The sequence below is a fragment of the Nitrospirota bacterium genome (assembly GCA_016212185.1).
Taxonomy (GTDB): domain Bacteria; phylum Nitrospirota; class Thermodesulfovibrionia; order UBA6902; family DSMQ01; genus JACRGX01.
Genome location: JACRGX010000060.1, coordinates 1 through 20,881, shown reverse-complemented (window position 1 = coordinate 20,881; position 20,881 = coordinate 1). Strand labels below are relative to the sequence as shown.

Sequence of the window (20,881 nt, the reverse complement as noted above, 5' to 3'; positions counted from 1 at the left end):
CCTTTAATTACTGTTCTGTGTTAGTGACAACTGTGACAGCCGCAACTGCTCCCGCCAGCATATTTTTCAGGTTCTCTGTCAAATTTTTCCTTACAGTTCTTTGCACAGAAATAATATGTCTTGCCTTTGTAAGAGCTTGTTCCAGCGGATTTGTTTTCATCAACATTCATTTTACAAACCGGATCCTGCGCCATAATATCACCTCCTTCGTTTAACAACATTGTAACAAACCTGATTGAAATCACTCAAGCTGCAAGTTTTAAACGGGGCAGCAGATACCAGTATAATCCTTCTGTTATCTGTTCTGGTTGTGTTATAAATTCGTAAGCTTAGTGGGAGCCGTGAATAAGAACAGGCAGACACTTTACGCATACATATAATGCCTCTCCCTTATGTTCGCAGGGAATCAGTACAATCTGATTGCTTGTAGCGCCGCAGTTTAAACATTTATGCTCCATTGTTTGCCTCCTCTTTATTGGGTTGGAGATAATTTTTTAATCTCATCAACTATTTTCTCAGGGTCCATATTATGCATTGCCGCTCCGAAGGTTATCGTTTCCATATTAATGCCGGGACACGTAAAACAGCCCGAGCCGAAATACTTCTGAACAACTTCCTTTGCGCCGGGGACTGACTTAATGACATCCCCTATTATTGAATTTTTTGTCACTTCAGTTTTTGTTTCCATTTCACCCTCCTTTTACTTATAGTCTAATCCGGATTACGCAAACCTGCTATGATTTTAATCATAACCTCACTTATCCATCGGCTTGATCGTCTTAAGTATGTTGTAGGTGAAAAGAACAACTGCAATCAGCGTCAAAAGCGCTGAAAGCATCAGCAAGGGTCTGATTAATGAAAGGGCTGTCTGCATTTCATGAAACGGCCAGCTTATTGCCATCATCAGCAGTCCTGCATTGGCAAGCCAAAATTGTATCGTCACAATCGCCGGGCTGTAGATATGCACACCGCTGAATCTCGGCAGGATATGATATCCCACGCCGTAAATCATCATTGACATGAACCCTAACAGATTCAAGTGGACATGCGCAGGGATATAATAACCGGCGTCATATGGCCATAAAAGCATGCCGGCGCCTAATAAGGCCCCGGCGGCAAAATAAAAAACACTCATCCTCAGATACCAGACAATTATCTTATCCATAGCTCCTCTCCGCTTTACACCTGCACCACTGATTTAATCTCAGGAATCTCCTTCTTTATCGTGGCTTCAATGGCATTTTTAAGCGTCATCGTAGACATCGGACACGCCCCGCATGCCCCTACCAGCCTCACCTTTACCACACCGTCAGATTCAACAGTGACAAGCTCAACATCACCGCCGTCCCTCTGAAGCATCGGTTTAATTTTACTTAATACAGCCTCAACTTTTTCCTTAAGCATTTTCGTACCCTCCTGATTTAATAAAAGTCTTACTGACTTTCTAATCTTATTATACGGACTGCCGTATTTTAGTCTATGACATCCGTCATATCCGGTGTTTAATTATAATCTCTCCCGATAATTTTAGCCATCTAAAATAATGCTTTAATGCCGAACATTGCAGCTTGAAGCCTAAAAAATAAATATTTGCTATAATATTAGTTTATTAAAATAACTGACGGATTTTGCCATGGATTTAAATTCTTATCTTAAAAAAAACTACAGGCTTGTAGACAGCTTTTTAAAAAGTTATATTTCTTCAACGAGAAAAAACAACTCTTGCCCGAAAAACCTTCACAGATCAATGGGTTATTCTTTAATGGCAGGCGGTAAAAGACTGCGTCCTATTTTTGCAATTGCAGGACATGAGGCAGTGGGCGGAAGAGCCGGTAGTATCGTCCCTATTGCGGCGTCCCTTGAACTGATCCATACATACTCGCTTATACATGACGACCTTCCAGCCATGGACGACGATGACCTGAGAAGGAATAAGCCTACAAATCACAAGGTTTTTGGAGAGGCCACTGCAATACTTGCAGGCGATGCCCTGCTGACAGACGCCTTTAGTATAGTCTCAAATGCCAATACCAAGCCGGATGCACTGCTTAATATCATCAGGGAACTGACGTATGCCTGCGGGCCGCACGGTATGGTCGGCGGACAGACGGCTGATATACTGCTTGAGGGCAAAAAAGCAAAAAAGAGCGACCTCCTTTATATTCATACACATAAGACAGGCGCGCTTATCCGGGCGTCGGTGCGCATAGGGGCGATACTTGGAGGAGCCTCACGGAAAGAGCTTAATGCGCTGTCAGAATACGGAGAAAATGTTGGGCTTGCCTTCCAGATTGTAGATGATATTTTAGATATAACAGGCACTGATGAGGAATTGGGAAAATCAGCAGGCGCTGATATTTTAAGGGGGAAAAACACCTACCCTTCTGTATTCGGTATGGAAACATCAAAGGAAGAGGCAAAAATTCTCATAGAAAACTCCCTTGATGCTATCAGAGATTTTAACAGCAAGGCAGACCCGCTCAGGGAAATTGCAAAGTATATTTTAAGGAGACGGAATTAGTTAAGAGCTTGTCTGCCGGCAGGCAGGGAACACTGAGAAAATAATCATTGTAAATTTATTCCCGACCCATCGGGACAAAGTTAGCATTTAAAATTTGCATTTTGATAATGATAATTGATAATTTTGCACTGAAATACTCCGTGTTCTCTGTGGTTTATTAGTTTTAAATTAGAGGAAAGCATTATGATTTTACAGAAAATAAAAAGTCCCAAAGATCTTAAGAAACTTAGCATCGCAGAAATGAAGGAACTCGCCGGGGAATTAAGAGACACGATTATTGAGAGGGTTGCCATTAACGGCGGACACCTCGCGTCAAACCTTGGAGTCATTGAAATCACTATTGCGCTTCACAAAGTCTTTGACTCTCCGAAGGACAAATTTATATGGGATGTCGGCCATCAGTCCTATGCGCACAAGCTCCTGACCGGAAGGGCGGAGTCTTTTTCAACAATCAGGCAGTACGGCGGCATTTCAGGTTTCCCGAAAATTGAGGAAAGCCCGCACGATGCCTTTGGAACAGGACACAGTTCCACATCCATATCAGCCGCTCTGGGCATTATAGAGGCAAGAGACCAGAAGAAAGAAGACTTCAAGGTAATAGCCGTTATAGGCGACGGGGCCATGACCGCAGGGCTCGCCTTTGAAGGATTAAATCACGCAGGGCATCTGCAAAAAAATCTCATTGTCATTCTTAACGATAATGAGATGTCAATATCGCCGAATGTCGGCGCGCTTTCCGTATATCTGAATAAGATAATGACAGGCGAACTCTATACAAAATTTAAAAAAGAGACACGGTCTATCCTTGGCCGCATACCAAAGGTCGGAGAGCCCATGCTCAGGATAGCTGAGAAGGCTGAAGGCACGGTTAAGGGCTTTTTCGTCCCGGGAATGCTCTTTGAGGAATTAGGGTTTGAATATGTAGGACCTGTTGACGGTCATAAGATTGAAGCCCTCATTGAAACGCTTGAGCGTTTTAAGGATTTTTCGCGCCCCGTTTTAATTCATGCGATTACAAAAAAAGGCAAAGGCTATTCTCTGGCTGAGAAAAACCCGTGCCTCTTCCACGGCATTGGACCTTTTGATATTGAAACAGGCTGTCAGCCTGCATCTGCAAACCCGACCTTCAGCGAGGTATTCGGCAACTGCCTTGTAAATCTCGCAAGGGAAGACAGCCGCATTATCGCAATAACAGCTGCAATGACCGAGGGCACCGGACTGACGGAATTTGCAAAGGCATTTCCAATGAGATTTTACGACGTTGGCATTGCCGAGCCCCACGCAGTAACATTTGCAGCAGGGCTTGCGGTGCAGGGATTAAAACCGGTCGTTGCAATATATTCCACATTTTTGCAGAGGGCGTATGACGAGATTGTGCACGATGTCTGCATTCAAAAACTTCCAGTGATTTTTGCAATTGACCGCGGAGGCTTTGTCGGTGAAGACGGGCCTACGCATAACGGCGCATTTGACCTTTCATATCTCAGGCATATCCCCAATATGGTTGTCATGGCGCCAAAGGATGAAAATGAATTTCAGGACATGCTTAAAACCGCGGTTTCTTACAACGGGCCATGCGCAATAAGATATCCGAGGGGGCGTGCATCAAAAATTCCAGATGAAGGGAACCTGCGGATACTTCCAATTGGAAAAGCTGAAGTAATGAGAGAAGGCAAAGACATCTTAATCACTGCAATCGGAAGTTCCGTTCTGCCTGCGATAAACGCCTCGCACCTGCTTGAAGACGCTGGAATAGGCGCATGCGTGGTAAATGCAAGATTTGCAAAACCCCTTGATACTGATTTGCTTGGCAGTCTTGCAAAAGAAATTAAGTATGTCCTCACAGCAGAGGAAAATACCCTTGAGGGCGGTTTTGGAAGCGCAGTGCTTGAATATTTAGCAGAGCTTAACATTGAAGGGCTGAAAATAAAAAGGCTTGGACTGCCGGATAAATTTATTGAGCATGGTTCGCAAAAAATACTTAGAAATAAATTCGGTCTGGATGCAGAAGGGATTGCAAAGGCAGCATTGGCTTTGGCCGGCAAACGGGAAAGGGTTTTAAAATAAGGTTTAGGGATGAAGCCTGCCTGCTCTATGAGTCGTAGACCGGCGAGCAGTACGTTATTGTTATTTTGATTTATGATACCCCATCCTGAAGTATCGGGACTTTGGTTATCTTAATTCTGATCATGCAGATTAAATATGAAAATAGTTTCTGCCATAAACCTGTTACCCATATCCTTCTTATTTTACTAATAACCCTGTTTGCATACTCCAACACCTTTTATGCTCCTTTTCAGTTCGATGATAACTCAAATATTGTTAATTTTCTGCCTGTTAAAAACTTCAAGTCTTTTATTGAAACCTTAAAAAACTCTCCAGCAGAACCATCTTTTACCACGTTTAAAAGCAGATTCATTACTTACCTCACCTTTGCACTGAACTACAAATTGCATGGATTGAATGTTACAGGTTATCATGTCATTAATTTCACAATCCACATCATAAACACCCTGCTTATCTACTGGCTGGTTGTGCTGACGCTGCAAACAGCAGTTAGGAGTAAGGAGTCAGGGGTCAGGAGTGAAGAAAATATTGTCTCCGAACCTTGCCTACCGGCCGGCAGGCAGGCTCCAAACTCCCAACTCCAAACTAATTTAATCGCCTTATTTTCAAGTTTGCTCTTCGTCTCCCACCCCGTTCAGACGCAGGCAGTGACATACATTGTCCAGAGGTTTGCATCACTTGCAACACTTTTTTATCTTCTAAGCCTTGTGATGTATGTGAAATTCAGAACACAGAACATAGACCAGAGGCAAAAAATCTTTAGTCTGTCATCTGTGTTCTGGTATCTGACATCTGTCCTTTCCGCAGTCCTTGCCATGAAGACTAAGGAAATTGCCTTCACACTCCCGATTATAATTGTCCTTTATGAATTTTTCTTCTTCAGTAAGTCTCAAATTCATCCTTCATCCGTCAACCGTCAACCTTCAACATCACGTATCACGCGTCACATGTCACGGTTTCTTTTTTTAACCCCCTTTCTCCTTACCATGCTCATTATTCCATTAACCCTAATGGGATTTGATGAATCTGCCGGAAACTTACTCGGTGACGTTAGCAAGGCGACAAGGATTCAGACAACTATGACAAGATTAGATTATCTCTTTACGGAATTCAGGGTAATAGTTACATACATAAGGCTTTTATTTTTTCCTGTGAACCAGAATCTTGATTATGACTATCCGATATATAATTCGTTTCTTAATCCCAATGTGTTCTTGTCGTTTCTGCTTTTATTTGGAATCTTTTGTTTTGGTGTCTATCTTTTTTATTATTCAAAAAAACTTTCATCCTTCAACCTTCATCCTTCAACCTTGCGCTTCACAGCTTTCGGAATTTTCTGGTTCTTTATAACGTTATCTGTTGAATCAAGCGTTATCCCAATTGTTGATGTAATATTTGAACACAGGCTCTACCTGCCAAGCATTGGGTTGATTATCGCTTTTGTTTGTTTGGTCTTTTATGCTTTTTCGCGCATTACGCATCACGCGTCACAGATTACTGTTTTACTACTTGCTGCTATTGTTATTGCCCTCTCAATTGCCACATATCAGAGGAATATCGTGTGGCAGGACGAAATAAGACTATGGGAGGACGTTAAAAGCAAAAGCCCCGGCAAAGAAAGAGTATATAGCAATCTCGGCACCGCTTATAAAGTCCACGGACTTATAGACAAAGCGCTTGAACAATATCAAATTGCTTTACAGCTTAACCCTTATTCCCAGATTTCATATTGTAATCTTGCCATTGCTTATAGCGATAAGGGACTGTTTGATAAAGCAATAGATTATTACCTGCTATCTATAAAATTTAAACCTGATTTCCCGGATGCATATTATAACCTCGGAAACGCATATTTGTCTAAAGGTCTGACCGATAAAGCAATAGAACAGTATCAGGTTGCAATAAAATTTAATTCCAATTATTCCGAAGCATACAATGGTCTTGGCGCTGCCTATAAATCGCAAGGGCTTACAGATAAAGCAATACAGCAATACCAGTCTGCCATAAAGTTTAACCCGGATTATTCTAAGGCGCATTATAATCTTGGCAAGGTATATCAGTCCAAAGGATTAACCGATAAAGCAATTGAACACTATAAGATTGCCTTTAAACTTGACCCTGATAATGAAGCCCGACAATTTATCAGTTCAATCATTCAAAAAAATCTTGAAAAATAATAAAATTCGCCTTGATAAATTCCTGTTTGAAAAAGGACTCGCTGAAAGCAGGGAAAAGGCGCGTGCATTAATTTTAGGAGGAAACATCCTTGTTAATGGCATTAAAGCTGACAAGGCAGGCACGCTTATAAATGATGATGCCCCGATAGAAATACTTCAAAAAATGCCTTATGTAAGCCGCGGGGGATTAAAACTTGAGGCGGCAATAAGGGATTTTGAAGTAGATGTTAGAAATAAAATTGCAATGGATGTCGGCGCATCAACCGGAGGATTCACCGACTGTCTTTTAAAACACGGGGCAAAGAAGGTTTATGCCATAGACGTCGGTTATGGACAGTTTGACTATAAGCTCAGAAACGACCCACATGTAATTTTGCTGGAAAAAACAAATATAAGATATCTTGATGAGAAAGTCAGAAATCAGTCGGAGCGACCCTCAGTCGCAGACTTGACTCTACGAGCGGAGACCCGTATCGGGAAGTCAGTCGGAGCGACCCTTAGTCGCAGACTCGACTCTACAAGCGGAGACTCGTATCGGGAAGTCAGAAGTAAAAGACTAGAAGACTTAAAAGAAAAAAATATAGATATAGCAGTAATAGATGTGTCATTTATTTCCCTTCTGAAAGTCATACCCGTAGTTTCTACTTTTTTAAAACCCGGAAGAGAAATAATTGCGCTTATAAAACCGCAGTTTGAGGCAGGCAGGGAGCATGTTGGCAAAGGCGGGGTTGTCAGAGACAAAGCTAAACGCTTTGAGGTTGTAGAAAAGATTAAAACCGAAACAGCAAAAATGGGCTTTGGGGTTAAGGGGCTTATCCAATCACCGATTACAGGCCCAAAAGGCAATGTTGAGTATTTAATATACTTAAAAAAGCGTTAGGTGCGTTAGTCAACAGTTTATTGACTAACGCACCTAACGCACTTCACCTACCGTTTCTTTGACTGTTTTTCACTAATTCTGTCGCGGATTTTCTTTAATACCATTGCAGCGCTCTGGCAAAATTGTTCAATTTCTTTTTCACTCACAAATCTTCTTTTACCTCTATTTTTCATATATTATCCTCCTTTGGTTCTCTCTTCTTTATATCTAAAGATAATAGTAAACCGTCACTAATTCTGTGACGCAAATCACAATTTTACAAATTAATTAAAACATTTTTGCAAAAAAACCACTATGATGTGTATCATAAAGTTATGGAAGAAATCAATCCCCTTGAGTTTGGTCCCTCAGACCTCACAAAAGAAGTTGTTGAGACTCTCACGGTAGAGGAAAAAGAAGAGCCAACTGAACACAAAACCCAGACCCTGCTTCAAAAAATACAGAGCATGAAGGTCGGTGAGAAAATTCAGCTCGCAATGAAAGGCGGCAGGGAAATCCGGTCAATTCTTGTGCGCGATTCAAGTAAAGAAATAGTGGCGGCAGTCCTTGAAAATCAAAAAATTTCTGAAAGCGAGATAGAGCTTATTGCAAAACAGAAAACATCCACAGAAGAAGTCCTTAGACTGATTTCCAAGAAAAGGGAATGGCTGAAAAACTATTCCATACTGTATGCTCTGGTCACTAATCCCAAAACACCTCAGGGAGCAGCATTAAGCAATATACGCTCTATTAAGACAAAAGATTTGGGAATGATTGCAAAAAATAAATCTGTTACAGAGGCGGTCAGGTCAGCCGCAAAAAAAATTCTGGCTGAAAGAAAGCCTTAATAATCAAGGAGGAAAAACATTGGCAAAGATCGGCGTAATCGGCGGCAGCGGACTCTATGAAATTAAGGGCTTAACCATAAAAAAATCGCGGAAACTTGCCACACCCTACGGCAAGCCTTCTGACGAGTACCGGATAGGAATGTTCGGAGACGCAGAAGTCGTCTTTCTCCCCCGCCACGGCGCGCATCACGGCATACCGCCCCACATGGTTAATTATAGGGCAAATATTTATGGATTTAAAAAACTTGGCGTTGAAAGAATCATATCAGTCAGTGCCGTAGGCGGGATAAAAAAAGGGCTTAAGCCCGGAGACATTGTCATCGGGGACAAAATAATTGATATGACGCGAAACAGAAAGAATACTTTTTACGACGGCAAAGAAGGTCGGAATCGACTCGTACCGAGAGTAGTGCATATTGATTTCACAGAACCTTATTGCACTGAGATGCGGGGATTGCTGCTTAAGGCAGGCAGGCGCGCCAGAGTGCGGCTGATAAAAAGCGGGACATATATTGCCGTTGAAGGACCGCGGCTTGAGACTGCATCAGAAATCAAGGCCTTCGGCATCTTGGGCGCTGATATCGTAGGAATGACCGGCATGCCTGAGGCCGCGCTTGCGAGGGAGCTTGAGATTTGCTATTCATCAATAGCGCTTGTGGCAAATTATGCCGCAGGGATAAAAAAACAGAAACTCACAGTCGCAGAGGTCCTGGAGGCAATGAAGTCCTCGGTGGAAAAAATCAAAAACCTGCTTAAAGAAACCTTCCGCCTCCTGCCTGAGAAAAGAAAATGCCCGTGCAAAGATGCGCTGAAAGAGGCAAAGATTTAAGGCATAAGGCAGGGACACCTGAGAAAGCTTTAGAGCAACACCTCTGATGTCATGTTGCCTTTTAGTAAGATGGTCATACTGAATAAGCTATAAAATTTGCAACATGACATATAATAATTTTGCCCCGCCCTTTCTGAAAAAGCGGGGCAAAGTTGCATTCTAAAGATTGAACAGGTGTCCCTGCCTTATGCCTTATATTACACAGAAATCTCCGGCCTTGGATATAATCCCGCCGCCTTGACAATGCCGGCAATGGCGTTTTCCCATTCAATCGCCTGTATGTGCACGCCTTTTACGCCGGGCGTCTCAAGCACCTGATGGATGAGCTCTACGGTAATCTTTATTCCTTCAGCCTCCTGCAGTTCCTTCGCCTTCTTTTTGTCATCTCCGGCAGATTCCTTTGCCTTGTTCATCCGGTCCATGAGAGACTTCGGCACAGACACGCCGGCAACTGAAGAATCCATGTACTTAAGCATCATGGCGCTTTTGGGCACAATAATCCCGCCTAAGATTGCAGTGCGCTCATGAAGCCCCATGTTCCGTATCTTCTCCATCTGAGAGCGAAAGCCGGCAATATCATAAATACCCTGAGTCTGAATGAAATCCGCGCCTGCATTTACTTTCTTCATGAGATTTACCGGTCTGAAGTCAATGGGGTCTGCCATAGGTGTCCAGGATGCGCCGATAAAAAACTTTGGCGATACTTCCAGCGGGTCGCCGCCTTCCTGCTTACCCTCATCACGCATTTTTTTAAGTATGCCGACAAGCTGGCAGGTATCAACATCATATACATTCTTTGCGCCCGGATGGCCCTTCAGTCTGCCTGCGGCGCTGAATTTCTGATGGTCTCCGGCAAGGCAGAGGCAGTTTTTAAGTCCGAGCGCGGCAGCGCCGAGAAGGTCTGCCTGCATAGCGATGCGATTTCTGTCACGGCAGGTCATCTGCATGACAGGCTCCAGTCCTTCCCTGAAGGCAATGGCTGCGGCAGCAATGCTTGAAATGCGGACCACCGCAGTCTGGCAGTCCGTAATGTTTGCAGCATCGCAAAATCCTTTAAGTAACTGCGCTTTTTTTACAACTTCATGTCCATCGGCGCTCATGGGCGGGCCAAGCTCTGCCGTAACTGCAGGTTTGCCGCTTGCTATAACCTTTTCAAGATTGCTTCCGCTTTTCATAATTTTTCCTCCAAAAGAAATTCACCACAGAGGGCACAGAGAAAGGAGTCATTGTAAATTTATCATTGTACAGTTAGCATTTAAAATTTGCATTTTGAAATGATAATTGATAATTTTGCAATGAAACCTCTGTGGTAAAACTTTTTTATTTTTCAGATTTTTGCTCTTCTTTTTCTTCATACTCTCTTATGTGTTCAACCGACACCCTGCGGGGTCCGCCGTCACGGGACGTGGACCAGTTGCGCGGCGGCAGGATTTCAGAGAGTTTTTCAAGGGCGCCGAGCTTTTTCATGCGCTCAACAATAAGGTACCATGCGCAGTCCACGTCAGGGCTGATCTCGCATTTGCCCTTGTTAGTGCCGCCGCAGGGTCCGTTCATAAGCGTCTTTGAGCACCGCGCTATGGGGCATATGCCTCCGGTCAGATGCAGGATGCAGTTGCCACAGCCGGCGCAAAGCTCCACAAAATTACCCGGCGCCTCTACTGCGCCGTAAAAAGATGTATTTATGCCCGGATATACAGGAACATTACCGGTGCGGTCAGACAAAAAATTTACTCCTACTCCGCATGCCGTGGAAAGCACGAGGTCGAACTTTTTTACCTCATCAATCACAGGGTCAAAGTATTCAGGCTCGCAGTGGCGCATAACGCCCATGTGGTTTACTTCCATAGCCTTCCCTTCCTGCCCCGCACGCATCCTCAGGAGCATTGCAATGGTCTCTGCCTCCTTTTCTCCGCCTGCATGGCAGATAGCGACACAGGTATTACAGCCGAATACAAGCACCTTTTTAAAGTCCTGGACCATATTCCAGATTTCGTCAATTGATTTTTGTGAGCCTACGATCATAGTTTTTTACTCCTTCTATTGCTGTCATTTACCCGAAGATGCCTCTATCGGGTTGTCATGCCAGCTTGTCTATATTTGTCATTCTGGCTTGTCCAGAATCTTACCATAAGAAGGATTCCCGACAAGCGGGAATGACACCATGAGATACTTACTTAACACCTCTCAGCCCAATTTGTTTTATGCGTGCGGTAAAATCAGCGCACACATCTGCATATTGATTGCCTCTATCGCCTGACACAGGGGAAAAAATCTCAATGCGCCCTGCCTCTATTCCTAACATTGAAATGAGTTTCCTGGCCCTGTCAACCCGCGCATTTACCCTGTGCGCAATGTCGCGGTATTTGCAGGTTCCATCATTACAGCGCATTACGGCAACTCCGTCTGCGCCGCTTTCAAATGCCTTCAACATATCAAGAATATCAATCCGGCTGGTGCAATGCACAGAGACTTTGCGCACGTTTTCAGACGCTTTAAAACCCATCACACCCATATGGTGTGTGCAGAGAAATGCCGCAATGACAGGCTCCTGCCGGTTCAAATCTATAACTCCCACAATTGATGCAAGCGTTTTTTGAATCTCCCTGACATCATAACTTACCATGCTGATTGCCTCTCCCGGACATTCAGGCGCGCAAAGCCCGCAGGCCTGACAGTATTCGGGACGTATTTCTGAGACTGAAGTGACAACCGGAGCGCCATAAGGGCAAATTCTCCGGCAGGTAAGACATGCCATACACTTATTCTTATCTACAATTGCTCCGCCTCCGCAGCCGCGGCACCGTCCTGCCTCTTTAAGCGCCTCTTCCTCGTCGTATCCTATCTCAAAATGCGTCATTGTATCACAGCGCACCTCAGGGGCCAGGTGTTTGATCACCCTGCGTGGTTCACGGATAATTTTTTCGGCAACTGTCGAAGGAAGCTGGGTAATCTTTTCTTTTTCCTGCGCAGGCAGTTTTCCTTCAATTGTTTCCCTCTGAAGAAAAAGATGTATTGCCAGCGCTGAACGATGCCCGCTTGCAACAGCGGCAATGGCAGAGCCGGGACCTGTCACAGCCTCGCCTGAGACAAAAATACCTTTGGCGCTGCTCATCTGTGTATTAGGATTCCACTCAACCCGGCCGCCGCGCTCATCAGTCTTGACAGGACTATCCTTCAGGAACAATAGATTTGACATCTGTCCGATAGTGATGATGATGGTGTCGGCTTCAATTAACATTGTCGTATCATTATCAAAAGACGGATTAAACCTGCCGTTGGCATCAAAAACAGACTTCACTTTTACAACCTCAAGCCCCTGAACTTTATCTCCCTGACGCCTGACTGCCTTCGGCCCCCAGCGATGAGAAATTGTAATTCCTTCTTCAAGCGCCTCGTCTACTTCCCATTTCCAGGCAGGCATCTCCTCGGCGCTCTCAAGGCAGACCATTGAGACATCCTGAACCCCGAGCCTGCGTGCAGTGCGGGCCACGTCCATGGCAACGTTTCCGCCGCCGATAACCAGAACCTTTTTCCCAAGTGCGGGCTTCCGGTTAAATGCCACATCCTCAAGAAAAGGTATTGCAAGAAGTACGCCTGCGCCTTCCACTCCGGGTATGTTCAGCGACCGGCTCAGGGAAAGACCTATTGCAATAAGCACTGCGTCGTGTTTCTTCGCAAGGTCGTCAAGTTTTACATCCCTGCCGATTTCGCAGTTCGTCTTTACCTCAACCCCTTTGGCAATGACATCGTCAATGTCTTCTTTCAAAACTTCTCTCGGCAAACGGTAGGGCGGGATTGCAGATGCAAGCATACCGCCAAGCGCAGGATGCCGTTCATAAATGGTAACGCTATAACCCAATTCAGCTAAGTCATTTGCAGCAGCCAGTCCCGAAGGGCCTGACCCGATGATGCCGATGCTTTTATTTTTAGTTTTCTGAATGAGCCTTCTCTTTCTGCGGCGGTAGTCCTTTGACTGCTCAATGGCAAACCGTTTCAAATGACGCACTGACAGAGGCTCGTCAACAGCGCACCGCCTGCACGCCTGCTCGCATGGATGATGACATATCATTGAGCAGACCGCTGCGATTGGGTTCACTGAAGTAATGACCTCAAATGCTTCTGTGTACCGCCCCTGAGCAATCAGCCCCACATATGCCTGCACATCAGTGTGCACCGGACATGCGGCGCGGCAGGGCGAATAAGGCCTTGTCTCTTTAATCTCAGCGCCGTAGGGCTTATAGGGTACAGTTTCAGCTTTGCTATTGCTTATAGACATTAATCCTCTCCTTAAACCTTAGTCTCTTATAGATTGCTTTCTTATAAAAAGACATGTATGCCTTAAATTTCAAATTCCAAAACCCAAATGCCAAATTAATAAAGGCATATGTGCCTGAAAAACTTTAAGGGCAACACCTTAACGTCATGCTGCCTTTTATCAAATAGTTTAAAGGCAAAAACTCAAAACTTTTTGCAGCATGACAGATAATAATTATGTTGCGTTCTTAAAGTTTTGAGGGCATGTATGCCTTTGTTAATACACCCCACTTTACTTCAACGATAAGCCTGCATGCATCTTTGCAGAGGCAACAGTGTTTTTCATCAGCATGGTTATAGTCATCGGACCTACGCCGCCAGGCACGGGAGTGATGGCGCCGGCTATTTCCTTGGCCGCATCAAAGTCAACGTCTCCCTTCAGTATCGGCACTATCTTGCCGGTCTTTTCGCTTAATTTTTCACCCACTCGGTTTACTCCGACGTCTATGACGCAGGCGCCGGGCTTAATCCATTCAGGTTTTACCAGGCCGGGTACGCCTGCGGCAACGATAAGTATGTCTGCGCGCTTGCAGTGTGCCTCAAGGTTCTTCGTGCCTGTGTGCACTATTGTGACCGTTGCATTGGCACCCCTGCCCTTCTGAAGCATTATGTTGGCAATGGGCTTGCCTACAATGTTTGAGCGTCCGACAACAACGACTTCAGCCCCGGAGGTTTCAAAGCCGGCGCGGACAATCAGCTCTTGAATGCCTGCAGGCGTGCACGGCAGGAATTTAACCTCAGCGCCGCCAATCATTAAACGGCCGACATTGACCGGGTGAAACCCATCCACATCTTTATCCGGGTCAATGGCGTTCAGCACCTTTTTCTCATCAATGTGTTTGGGCAGCGGGAGCTGAACAAGTATGCCGTGTATTTTGGGATCTTTGTTGTATTTGTCAATAAGCTTAAGCAGGTCGGCTTCTGAGAGATTCTCAGACTGGTCGTCCTGTATGGAATTGAAACCAAGCTCGTGCGCAGTCTTCTGCTTGCCGGTGACATAACTGACAGAGGCGGGATTTTTACCTACAAGAATAGTAACCAGTCCCGGCGCTACCCCATGTTTGTCCTTTAATTCTGCAACTTCTTTTTTTAGCTCTTCCCTTATCTGTGCGGCAATTTCTGTTCCGCTTATAATCTTTGCTGACATGTTTCCCTCCTGTATTCCTGGGATTTGGGATTAGGGCTTAGGGAGCAGAAAAACAAGAATTTTCCAATCCCTAACACCTAATCTCTAAACCCCTTTTTTTATTAATTCCAGCAGTTCTTCCCTTGTGGACCGCTTGGTGCGGAATATCCCTCTGACTGCTGATGTAACTGTTCTGGAGCCGGGCTTTTTTATTCCCCTCATGCTCATGCACAGATGTTCTGCGTCAATAATAACCATTGCGCCCTTGGGTTTGATCTTTTCCATTATCAGGTCTGCAAGCTGGGTCGTAAGGCGCTCCTGCACCTGAGGCCTCTTTGCGAAAATCTCCAGCGCCTTTGCAAGCTCGCTTAAGCCGACTATCTCTCCTGAAGGTATGTATGCGACATGAGCCTTTCCGATAAAAGGAAGAAAGTGATGCTCACATACTGAATAAAAAGGTATGTCCTTAAGCAGCACCAGCTCATCATGGCTCTCGCCTGCTATTGGCTTTAATATCTCCTCAACCGGCGTCTTAAGCCCTGCGAAAATCTCCTCATACATTTCCGCAATGCGCCGTGGAGTATCCTTTAACCCGGACCTTTCTGCATCCTCGCCTATGCCTTCAAGGATGAGCCTTACGCCTTTTTCAATCTTCTTTTTATCCATATCTAACTAACAGGGTTAGAGGATTCCAGGATTCCAGGATTCCAGTGAACACAATATTTAAAAATAATTGACTCCGCCGCTTGACCCCTTGACCCCTTGCATCCTTGAACCCTCTGTTTTGCAATTCACAATCCTTTTCTCCGTAACTATCTTGTCTATCTTTATATCATGCCCTTCATTTGGCACTTTGGGAATAATTTGCTCCTCAAATGCAAGGGCGATAAGAAAGGGTTTCGGGGTTCGGGTTTGGGACTTGGTAAAATTCTTGTTTTTCTGCTCCCTAATCCCTAATCCCCAATCTCTAATCCCTGATAACAACTTATCATAATAACCTGCCCCGTATCCAAGACGATTGCCGTAAATATCAAAGCCTGCCCCCGGAACTACGACAACATCAATATCCTTCAAAGCCGTTTTTCTGCCCCTGAGAATAGCGGGTTCAGGGATGCCCATACAGCCCGGCGCCAGTTCTGATGTATCTTTTATTTCATAAAGCATCAAGCGCCTGCGCTTTTTATCTACCTTCGGCAATGAAATTCTTTTACCGTGAGTAATAGCAGCCTGCAAACAATTTATAGTGTCCACCTCTGATTTAAATGAGGCATAGAATAATATGCTTTCAGCCTTTTTAAACTCAGACATCCTAAAAAGCCGTTTTATTATCAGCGCCCCTTTTTCCATCCTCTTCCGGAGACTGATAATATCGCGTTTTTTAAGAAGTTTTTCCCTGAGATATTTTTTCAAGTATAACTTTCAAGTGATTTTTTATTTTAACTGCCTCTTCCAGCGCCTTTGCAGATGCCTCATGAGGAGGCAGACCCTTAACATCTGCGCCCATAATATCATTGTTGAAACTCATGGAGCCTAAAAAGCCTGAATCACCAAGCGACTTCTTTATGAACATAATGTCGTTGTCGTCTCTCACCTTATTGGCAACAACAAAAATCTTTTTTATCCCTAATCCCTGTGCAAGATTTCTGATTGTTTCTGCCGTCTGCAGACTCCTCTGCCCGGGTTCAACTACAATGATAAAGGCGTCAACCCCTTCTGCCGTTCCTCTTGTAATATGTTCAATGCCGGCAACTGTATCAACTATCACAACCTCGTCTCTTTCAACGATAAGATGCTTCAGAAGCCTTCTTAAAAAAGCATTTTCAGGGCAGTAACACCCTGACGCCGCCGCCTTGGATTTTCCCATCACAAGCAGCGTAATGCCGTTTATTTTATAACCGAACCCCTCCGGGATGTCATCAACCTTCGGGTTAAGTTTAAAAACTCCTCCGACACTGCCGGGCTTTGCGCCTGTTCTTTCTTCTATCAGACTGCCCATCTCAGCAACCGGCATTATCCTGTCCCTGTCGTTTTTGGGAACGCCCAGCGCCGCCGCTAAATTAGCATCCGGGTCTGCGTCAACAGCTATCACCCTTTTACCTTCTGAGGCATATATATGGCTTAATAATGCTGAAACCGTAGTCTTGCCAACACCGCCTTTACCTGTAATTGCTATTTTCATTCAAATACCTTTTCACCACTGAGAACACAGAGAAAATATTCATTGTAAATTTATTCCCGACCCATCGGAACAAAGTTAGTATCTTAAATTTGCATTTTGAAATGATACTTAATAATTTTGCAATAAAAAAATACTCTGTGCACTCTGTGGTTAATTGTATTGTTTATTCAAAACTCAAAAGGTTAGGAATTTTACCATTTGAGGGGAAAAGTTGTCAAAAAAAACATGGATAAAAAAAGGCGTCCCAGACATTCAGGACGCCTTTTAAATTAATTCTCACTGACAGATTTAAGTATAATACGCTTTTACTTTATGTGACACCTTTTGCATAACTCGCTATTTGAGTTATCTGCCCTTAAGAACGGCGGGGACTGATTATCATGAGGGTTATGACAGCTTGAACATTCAACCCTGCCGTCAGGACCGAAAATCGGGAGTTCATTTACCTTGCCGTTCACCACTGGATTAAACGCCGTATCCTTTGTGGGGTCGTACTGTACTGAGACCGGGTGCTCATCAGCCAGGTCCGTGCCAAGACGAGTAGGTTCACCCGCTTGTATTTTATCCCAACCGTTATTCCACTGCCAATTCACGGGATTATTACCACTGCCAGGGCTGTTAAGAAGAGCATCAAAGGCAATACTTCCATCATGACATGCCAGACACGCCAGTGATTGCAACTGAGGGGCAGATGAAACTATCATGTCTATTGTCGGAGAGTTATACATGTTATACGGCCCGCTCGGGTCTGTTTTATTCCAGAGGGCAACATTGAGAGATGCACTGTGAGGTGTATGGCACATTATACAGATCTCGGTTGTGCTTGTAGTTTTATATGTGCCTGTTCCACTTGAGCTGAGGTTGTGCTTAGTATTAGCAACATTGTCAGCGCCATAAAGGGCATAAAATGCTCCTAATACAAGCATCAAAACTAATCCTGCACTCAAGATTTTATTCATCGTCTTTTCCTAATTATATTATTTATATTGTTATGATTTTTTACAGAATAGTGTAAATTTTTCATCCTTAACTCGTTAATATTCAAGATAAATTTATAATGATGCAAAAAAAGTGCCGGACATATCCAGCAGTCTATTTATTATTGTTCATTTGTTTTCAAAAATATTTTTACCTTTGATATTGATTGGTTGTATTTCGCTATACATAATTGCACATCACTGGGTGCTGCCGGCATTTGCCAAATAAATTTTTAAAAGTGCGTTATTTCACCTTTAATGCGTCATTTCACAAAAACATCCTCTTTGCCGCCTACGCCCGCCGTAATTTTCTTTGACAAGAAAAAGAAGGCTCTGATATGATGTTATAAGTCTCAAAAATCAAAAGCCTGAAAGGAGCATTATGAAGTTACAATTGACAGCAGTTATACTTCTTGTATTTTTATCGGGGATTACCGCTGCCGGTGAAGAGCCTGCATTAAAGACTCAAAAGGATAAGGTAAGTTACGCTATCGGACTAAAGATTGGAACTGATATAAAAAATCAGTCCATTGATATTGATCCGAATATTCTTGCAAAGGGAGTCAGTGATGCGCTTATTAGCGGCAAGCTTTTGTTAACCGATGATGAACTCCGCGAAACCCTCACAGCCCTGCAAAAAGACCTGTCAACAAAACAGCAGGAGCACATACAAGCGCTTTTAGACAAAAATAAAAATGAAGGCACTGCCTTTCTTGAGGGAAACAAGAAAAAAGAAGACGTAAAAACAACACCGAGCGGACTTCAGTATAAGGTAATAAAAGAAGGAACCGGCAAAACTCCAAAGGCGTCAGACACTGTGAAGGTCAACTACAGCGGAAAATTAATTAACGGCACTGAGTTTGACAGTTCATACAAACGCGGTGAGCCTGTAACTTTTCAGGTCGGCGGGGTAATTGCAGGCTGGACAGAGGCTTTGCAATTAATGAAAGAAGGCGCAAAGTGGCAGCTTTTCATTCCGTCAAACCTTGCCTACGGCGAAACAGGCGCCGGGAATGTCATAGAGCCGAATTCAGTCCTGATTTTTGAAGTTGAATTGCTCTCAATTACTGAGAAGACGGCAAAATAACGGCATTAAATTAGTCCCATGAAAGCCGTTGTCTTTGACAAGACATTAAAGGTCTGCAATATAGCAAAACCTGAAAGAAAAAAGGGCGAGGCATTGATGGAAAGCTCGCATTGCTCATGGCCCATGTCCTGCAATCCACGGGCTGTAATCTCATTGTTGTTGGAAAACACAAAAATAAACTTGCCTTATTAGAAGAAAGCGGAATTCAGACAGTTCTTTTAGATAATTTTAAAAAATCCATGTTTGACGTTGTAGTTGAGGCCTCAGGCAATCCATCGGGGCTTGAACTGGGGATTGAATGCACAAAACCAAGGGGAACGCTTGTGCTAAAAAGCACATATGCCTCTGCATTTAATTTCAATCCATTCCCCATTGTCGTGAATGAAATAACAGTGGTAGGCTCAAGATGCGGAAGGTTTAGCGAAGCAATTAAATTTTTACAGGCACATAAACTTCCCCTTGAAAAATACAGCAGCAGCGTCTTTGACCTGAAAGACGCCGTTTCCGCATTTGAATTTGCCGGAAAACCGGAAACCCTCAAAGTCTTACTTCGTATTCAACCTTCATCCTTCATAACTCTTAACTCTATCTCCATCCCCTTGTCAATACTGTAAATCGGGTAAATTTTATAATTTTTAACCCGGGGCTGTCTTACTGTAAATTCCTTTTTGTGCCAGAAGAATACCCACGGCGCCGAATCAACAATGAGTTTTTCCGCCTTTTCATAATATTCGTCCCGCCTTTTCTTATCAATACTGCCCTGCCCTTTTTCTATCAATGCGTCTACCTCTTTATTTTTAAATCTTGCCCTGTTGCCTGCGGGGCCGAAATTTGACGAATGAAAAAGAGGGAACAAAAAATTTTCAGGGTCAGGGTAGTCAGCCCACCAGCTAAGCCAAAACGCATCAGGCTCCCCAGAATTGATTGCCGCCTTATAAGCGCTCCATTCAAGCTGTCTGAGTTCAGCCTCAATCCCGACATTCATCAGATACCCCTGAATGACTTCTAAAATATCAAGAACCTCCTGATCCGCAGTCAGGTAAATTTTTATTTTAATGCCTGCCGGATACCCTGCCTCTTTCAGCAGGGATTTAGCCTTCTCAGGATCATACGGATACATGTCAGGAACAGCCCATGATTTCAGCGCCGGCGGCACGGGTCCTGAAGCCGGCACACCCCTTGCCTCATAAATAGTCCTTAATATTTTCCCTCTGTCTATCGCATGGTTGACTGCTTTTCGCAGAAGAGGGTTGTTAAACAGCGGCCTGTCGCAGTTGAACCCGAGATAATAAGTATTTATCCCTGAAGCGCCGGAAACAAGGCTCTTCCATTTTTCACTATTTGAATAGCGTCTGAATTCAGCCGCAGGTATTGACATTACATCAAGGTTTCCTGATTCAAACTCCGCGGCAGCAGTCAGGTCCTCAGGAATAATGCTGTACACTATACCCTTTATAGCCGGATTTCCTTCAAAATAATCGTCCCTTGCCTCCAGCATAAGGTATTGGTTGTGCTTCCATGCCTTGAGAACAAATGGACCTGTGCCCGAGGAATGTGTTGAAAAATCAGCGCCCCATTTTTCAACGTCCTCTTTTGGCACTACATATGCGGCAGTCATGCAAAGAAGGCTCAGAAAAGGAGCAAACGGCTTTTCAAGGGCAATAACGAGTTTGTATTTATCTACTGTTTTTATTCCTGAGACATCCTTAGCCCTGCCGTCAATAAAGTCCTTTGCGCCTTTTATCCTGTCCAGCGCCCATGTATTCGGGGATTTTGTCTGAGGCTGGAGCAGTCTTTCAAATGAATACTTGAAGTCACCGGCAGTGACCTCCCTGCCATTTGAGAATTTTACTCCCCTTCTAATATAAAAAACATACTGCCTGCCGTCTGCGGATAT

General features: G+C 44.1%; 21 protein-coding genes. 8 read left to right on the top strand and 13 right to left on the bottom strand.

Translation table 11 applies throughout. The annotated features are described in order from the left end of the window. Positions 1-20 precede the first annotated feature (20 nt). The 4 genes from HZA10_06875 to HZA10_06860 all read right to left on the bottom strand — a co-directional run bounded on the left by HZA10_06875 (position 21) and on the right by HZA10_06860 (position 1,404). The gene (locus HZA10_06875) at positions 21-194 is read right to left on the bottom strand and encodes a YHS domain-containing protein (GenBank protein MBI5196029.1); all 174 of its coding nucleotides are present in this window, start codon (positions 192-194) and stop codon (positions 21-23) included. Positions 195-472: 278 nt separating this feature from the next. Then, positions 473-688, bottom strand: a complete 216-nt coding sequence (locus HZA10_06870; GenBank protein ID MBI5196028.1) for a DUF1858 domain-containing protein — start codon at positions 686-688, stop codon at positions 473-475. Between the two features lie 66 nt (positions 689-754). After that, positions 755-1,165, bottom strand: coding sequence for a hypothetical protein (locus HZA10_06865; protein MBI5196027.1), 411 nt, complete (start codon positions 1,163-1,165; stop codon positions 755-757). A gap of 14 nt (positions 1,166-1,179) precedes the next feature. Further along, positions 1,180-1,404 (bottom strand): NifU family protein, encoded by a 225-nt coding sequence (locus HZA10_06860; GenBank protein MBI5196026.1) that lies wholly within the window; start codon positions 1,402-1,404, stop codon positions 1,180-1,182. Between the two features lie 229 nt (positions 1,405-1,633). Here HZA10_06860 and HZA10_06855 point away from each other — a divergent pair, with 229 nt between their 5' ends. The 6 genes from HZA10_06855 to mtnP all read left to right on the top strand — a co-directional run bounded on the left by HZA10_06855 (position 1,634) and on the right by mtnP (position 9,301). Next, a complete protein-coding gene (locus HZA10_06855) occupies positions 1,634-2,521 on the top strand; it encodes a polyprenyl synthetase family protein (protein MBI5196025.1) in 888 nt (295 codons plus the stop codon). A gap of 183 nt (positions 2,522-2,704) precedes the next feature. Further along, entirely contained in the window at positions 2,705-4,588 is a 1,884-nt protein-coding gene (locus HZA10_06850) for a 1-deoxy-D-xylulose-5-phosphate synthase (protein ID MBI5196024.1), read from the top strand. A gap of 122 nt (positions 4,589-4,710) precedes the next feature. Beyond that, positions 4,711-6,765 carry a tetratricopeptide repeat protein gene (locus HZA10_06845; protein ID MBI5196023.1) on the top strand — a complete coding sequence of 685 codons (2,055 nt, stop codon included), beginning with the start codon at positions 4,711-4,713 and terminating at the stop codon, positions 6,763-6,765. Further along, positions 6,755-7,645 (top strand): TlyA family RNA methyltransferase, encoded by an 891-nt coding sequence (locus HZA10_06840; protein MBI5196022.1) that lies wholly within the window; start codon positions 6,755-6,757, stop codon positions 7,643-7,645. Before HZA10_06845 ends, HZA10_06840 begins: the two co-directional genes overlap by 11 nt. Positions 7,646-7,959: 314 nt before the next feature. Next, positions 7,960-8,472 carry a hypothetical protein gene (locus HZA10_06835; protein ID MBI5196021.1) on the top strand — a complete coding sequence of 171 codons (513 nt, stop codon included), beginning with the start codon at positions 7,960-7,962 and terminating at the stop codon, positions 8,470-8,472. A gap of 19 nt (positions 8,473-8,491) precedes the next feature. Further along, on the top strand, positions 8,492-9,301 hold the full coding sequence (gene mtnP, locus HZA10_06830) for an S-methyl-5'-thioadenosine phosphorylase (protein MBI5196020.1): 810 nt from the start codon (positions 8,492-8,494) through the stop codon (positions 9,299-9,301). A gap of 197 nt (positions 9,302-9,498) precedes the next feature. Here mtnP and HZA10_06825 read toward each other — a convergent pair whose 3' ends face one another. From HZA10_06825 to HZA10_06790, 8 genes are all read right to left on the bottom strand, one after another. Continuing rightward, positions 9,499-10,476: a methylenetetrahydrofolate reductase gene (locus HZA10_06825; protein MBI5196019.1), complete on the bottom strand. Its 978-nt coding sequence runs from the start codon at positions 10,474-10,476 to the stop codon at positions 9,499-9,501. Between the two features lie 145 nt (positions 10,477-10,621). Continuing rightward, positions 10,622-11,323, bottom strand: a complete 702-nt coding sequence (locus HZA10_06820) for a methylenetetrahydrofolate reductase C-terminal domain-containing protein (protein MBI5196018.1) — start codon at positions 11,321-11,323, stop codon at positions 10,622-10,624. Positions 11,324-11,471: 148 nt separating this feature from the next. Then, complete coding sequence (locus HZA10_06815; GenBank protein MBI5196017.1) at positions 11,472-13,577, bottom strand: FAD-dependent oxidoreductase; 2,106 nt, start codon at positions 13,575-13,577, stop codon at positions 11,472-11,474. A gap of 270 nt (positions 13,578-13,847) precedes the next feature. After that, a complete protein-coding gene (folD, locus tag HZA10_06810) occupies positions 13,848-14,762 on the bottom strand; it encodes a bifunctional methylenetetrahydrofolate dehydrogenase/methenyltetrahydrofolate cyclohydrolase FolD (protein ID MBI5196016.1) in 915 nt (304 codons plus the stop codon). Positions 14,763-14,846: 84 nt separating this feature from the next. Then, positions 14,847-15,407 (bottom strand): GTP cyclohydrolase I FolE, encoded by a 561-nt coding sequence (folE, locus tag HZA10_06805; GenBank protein ID MBI5196015.1) that lies wholly within the window; start codon positions 15,405-15,407, stop codon positions 14,847-14,849. 57 nt (positions 15,408-15,464) lie between these two features. Next, entirely contained in the window at positions 15,465-16,151 is a 687-nt protein-coding gene (locus tag HZA10_06800) for a 5-formyltetrahydrofolate cyclo-ligase (protein MBI5196014.1), read from the bottom strand. Then, entirely contained in the window at positions 16,120-16,920 is an 801-nt protein-coding gene (locus tag HZA10_06795; protein MBI5196013.1) for an AAA family ATPase, read from the bottom strand. Before HZA10_06795 ends, HZA10_06800 begins: the two co-directional genes overlap by 32 nt. Positions 16,921-17,225: 305 nt before the next feature. Further along, on the bottom strand, positions 17,226-17,879 hold the full coding sequence (locus HZA10_06790; GenBank protein ID MBI5196012.1) for a cytochrome c3 family protein: 654 nt from the start codon (positions 17,877-17,879) through the stop codon (positions 17,226-17,228). Positions 17,880-18,279: 400 nt separating this feature from the next. On the opposite strand from HZA10_06790, the gene HZA10_06785 reads away from it, so the two are divergent. Both HZA10_06785 and HZA10_06780 read left to right on the top strand, forming a co-directional pair. Then, positions 18,280-18,984 carry an FKBP-type peptidyl-prolyl cis-trans isomerase gene (locus HZA10_06785; GenBank protein ID MBI5196011.1) on the top strand — a complete coding sequence of 235 codons (705 nt, stop codon included), beginning with the start codon at positions 18,280-18,282 and terminating at the stop codon, positions 18,982-18,984. A 116-nt stretch (positions 18,985-19,100) separates the two neighbouring features. Next, a complete protein-coding gene (locus HZA10_06780) occupies positions 19,101-19,598 on the top strand; it encodes a zinc-binding dehydrogenase (protein ID MBI5196010.1) in 498 nt (165 codons plus the stop codon). Here the strand turns inward: HZA10_06780 and HZA10_06775 are convergent. After that, positions 19,541-20,881 (bottom strand): ABC transporter substrate-binding protein (locus HZA10_06775; GenBank protein ID MBI5196009.1); only part of this gene is annotated, 1,341 nt, incomplete at its 5' end. The genes HZA10_06780 and HZA10_06775 overlap by 58 nt on opposite strands.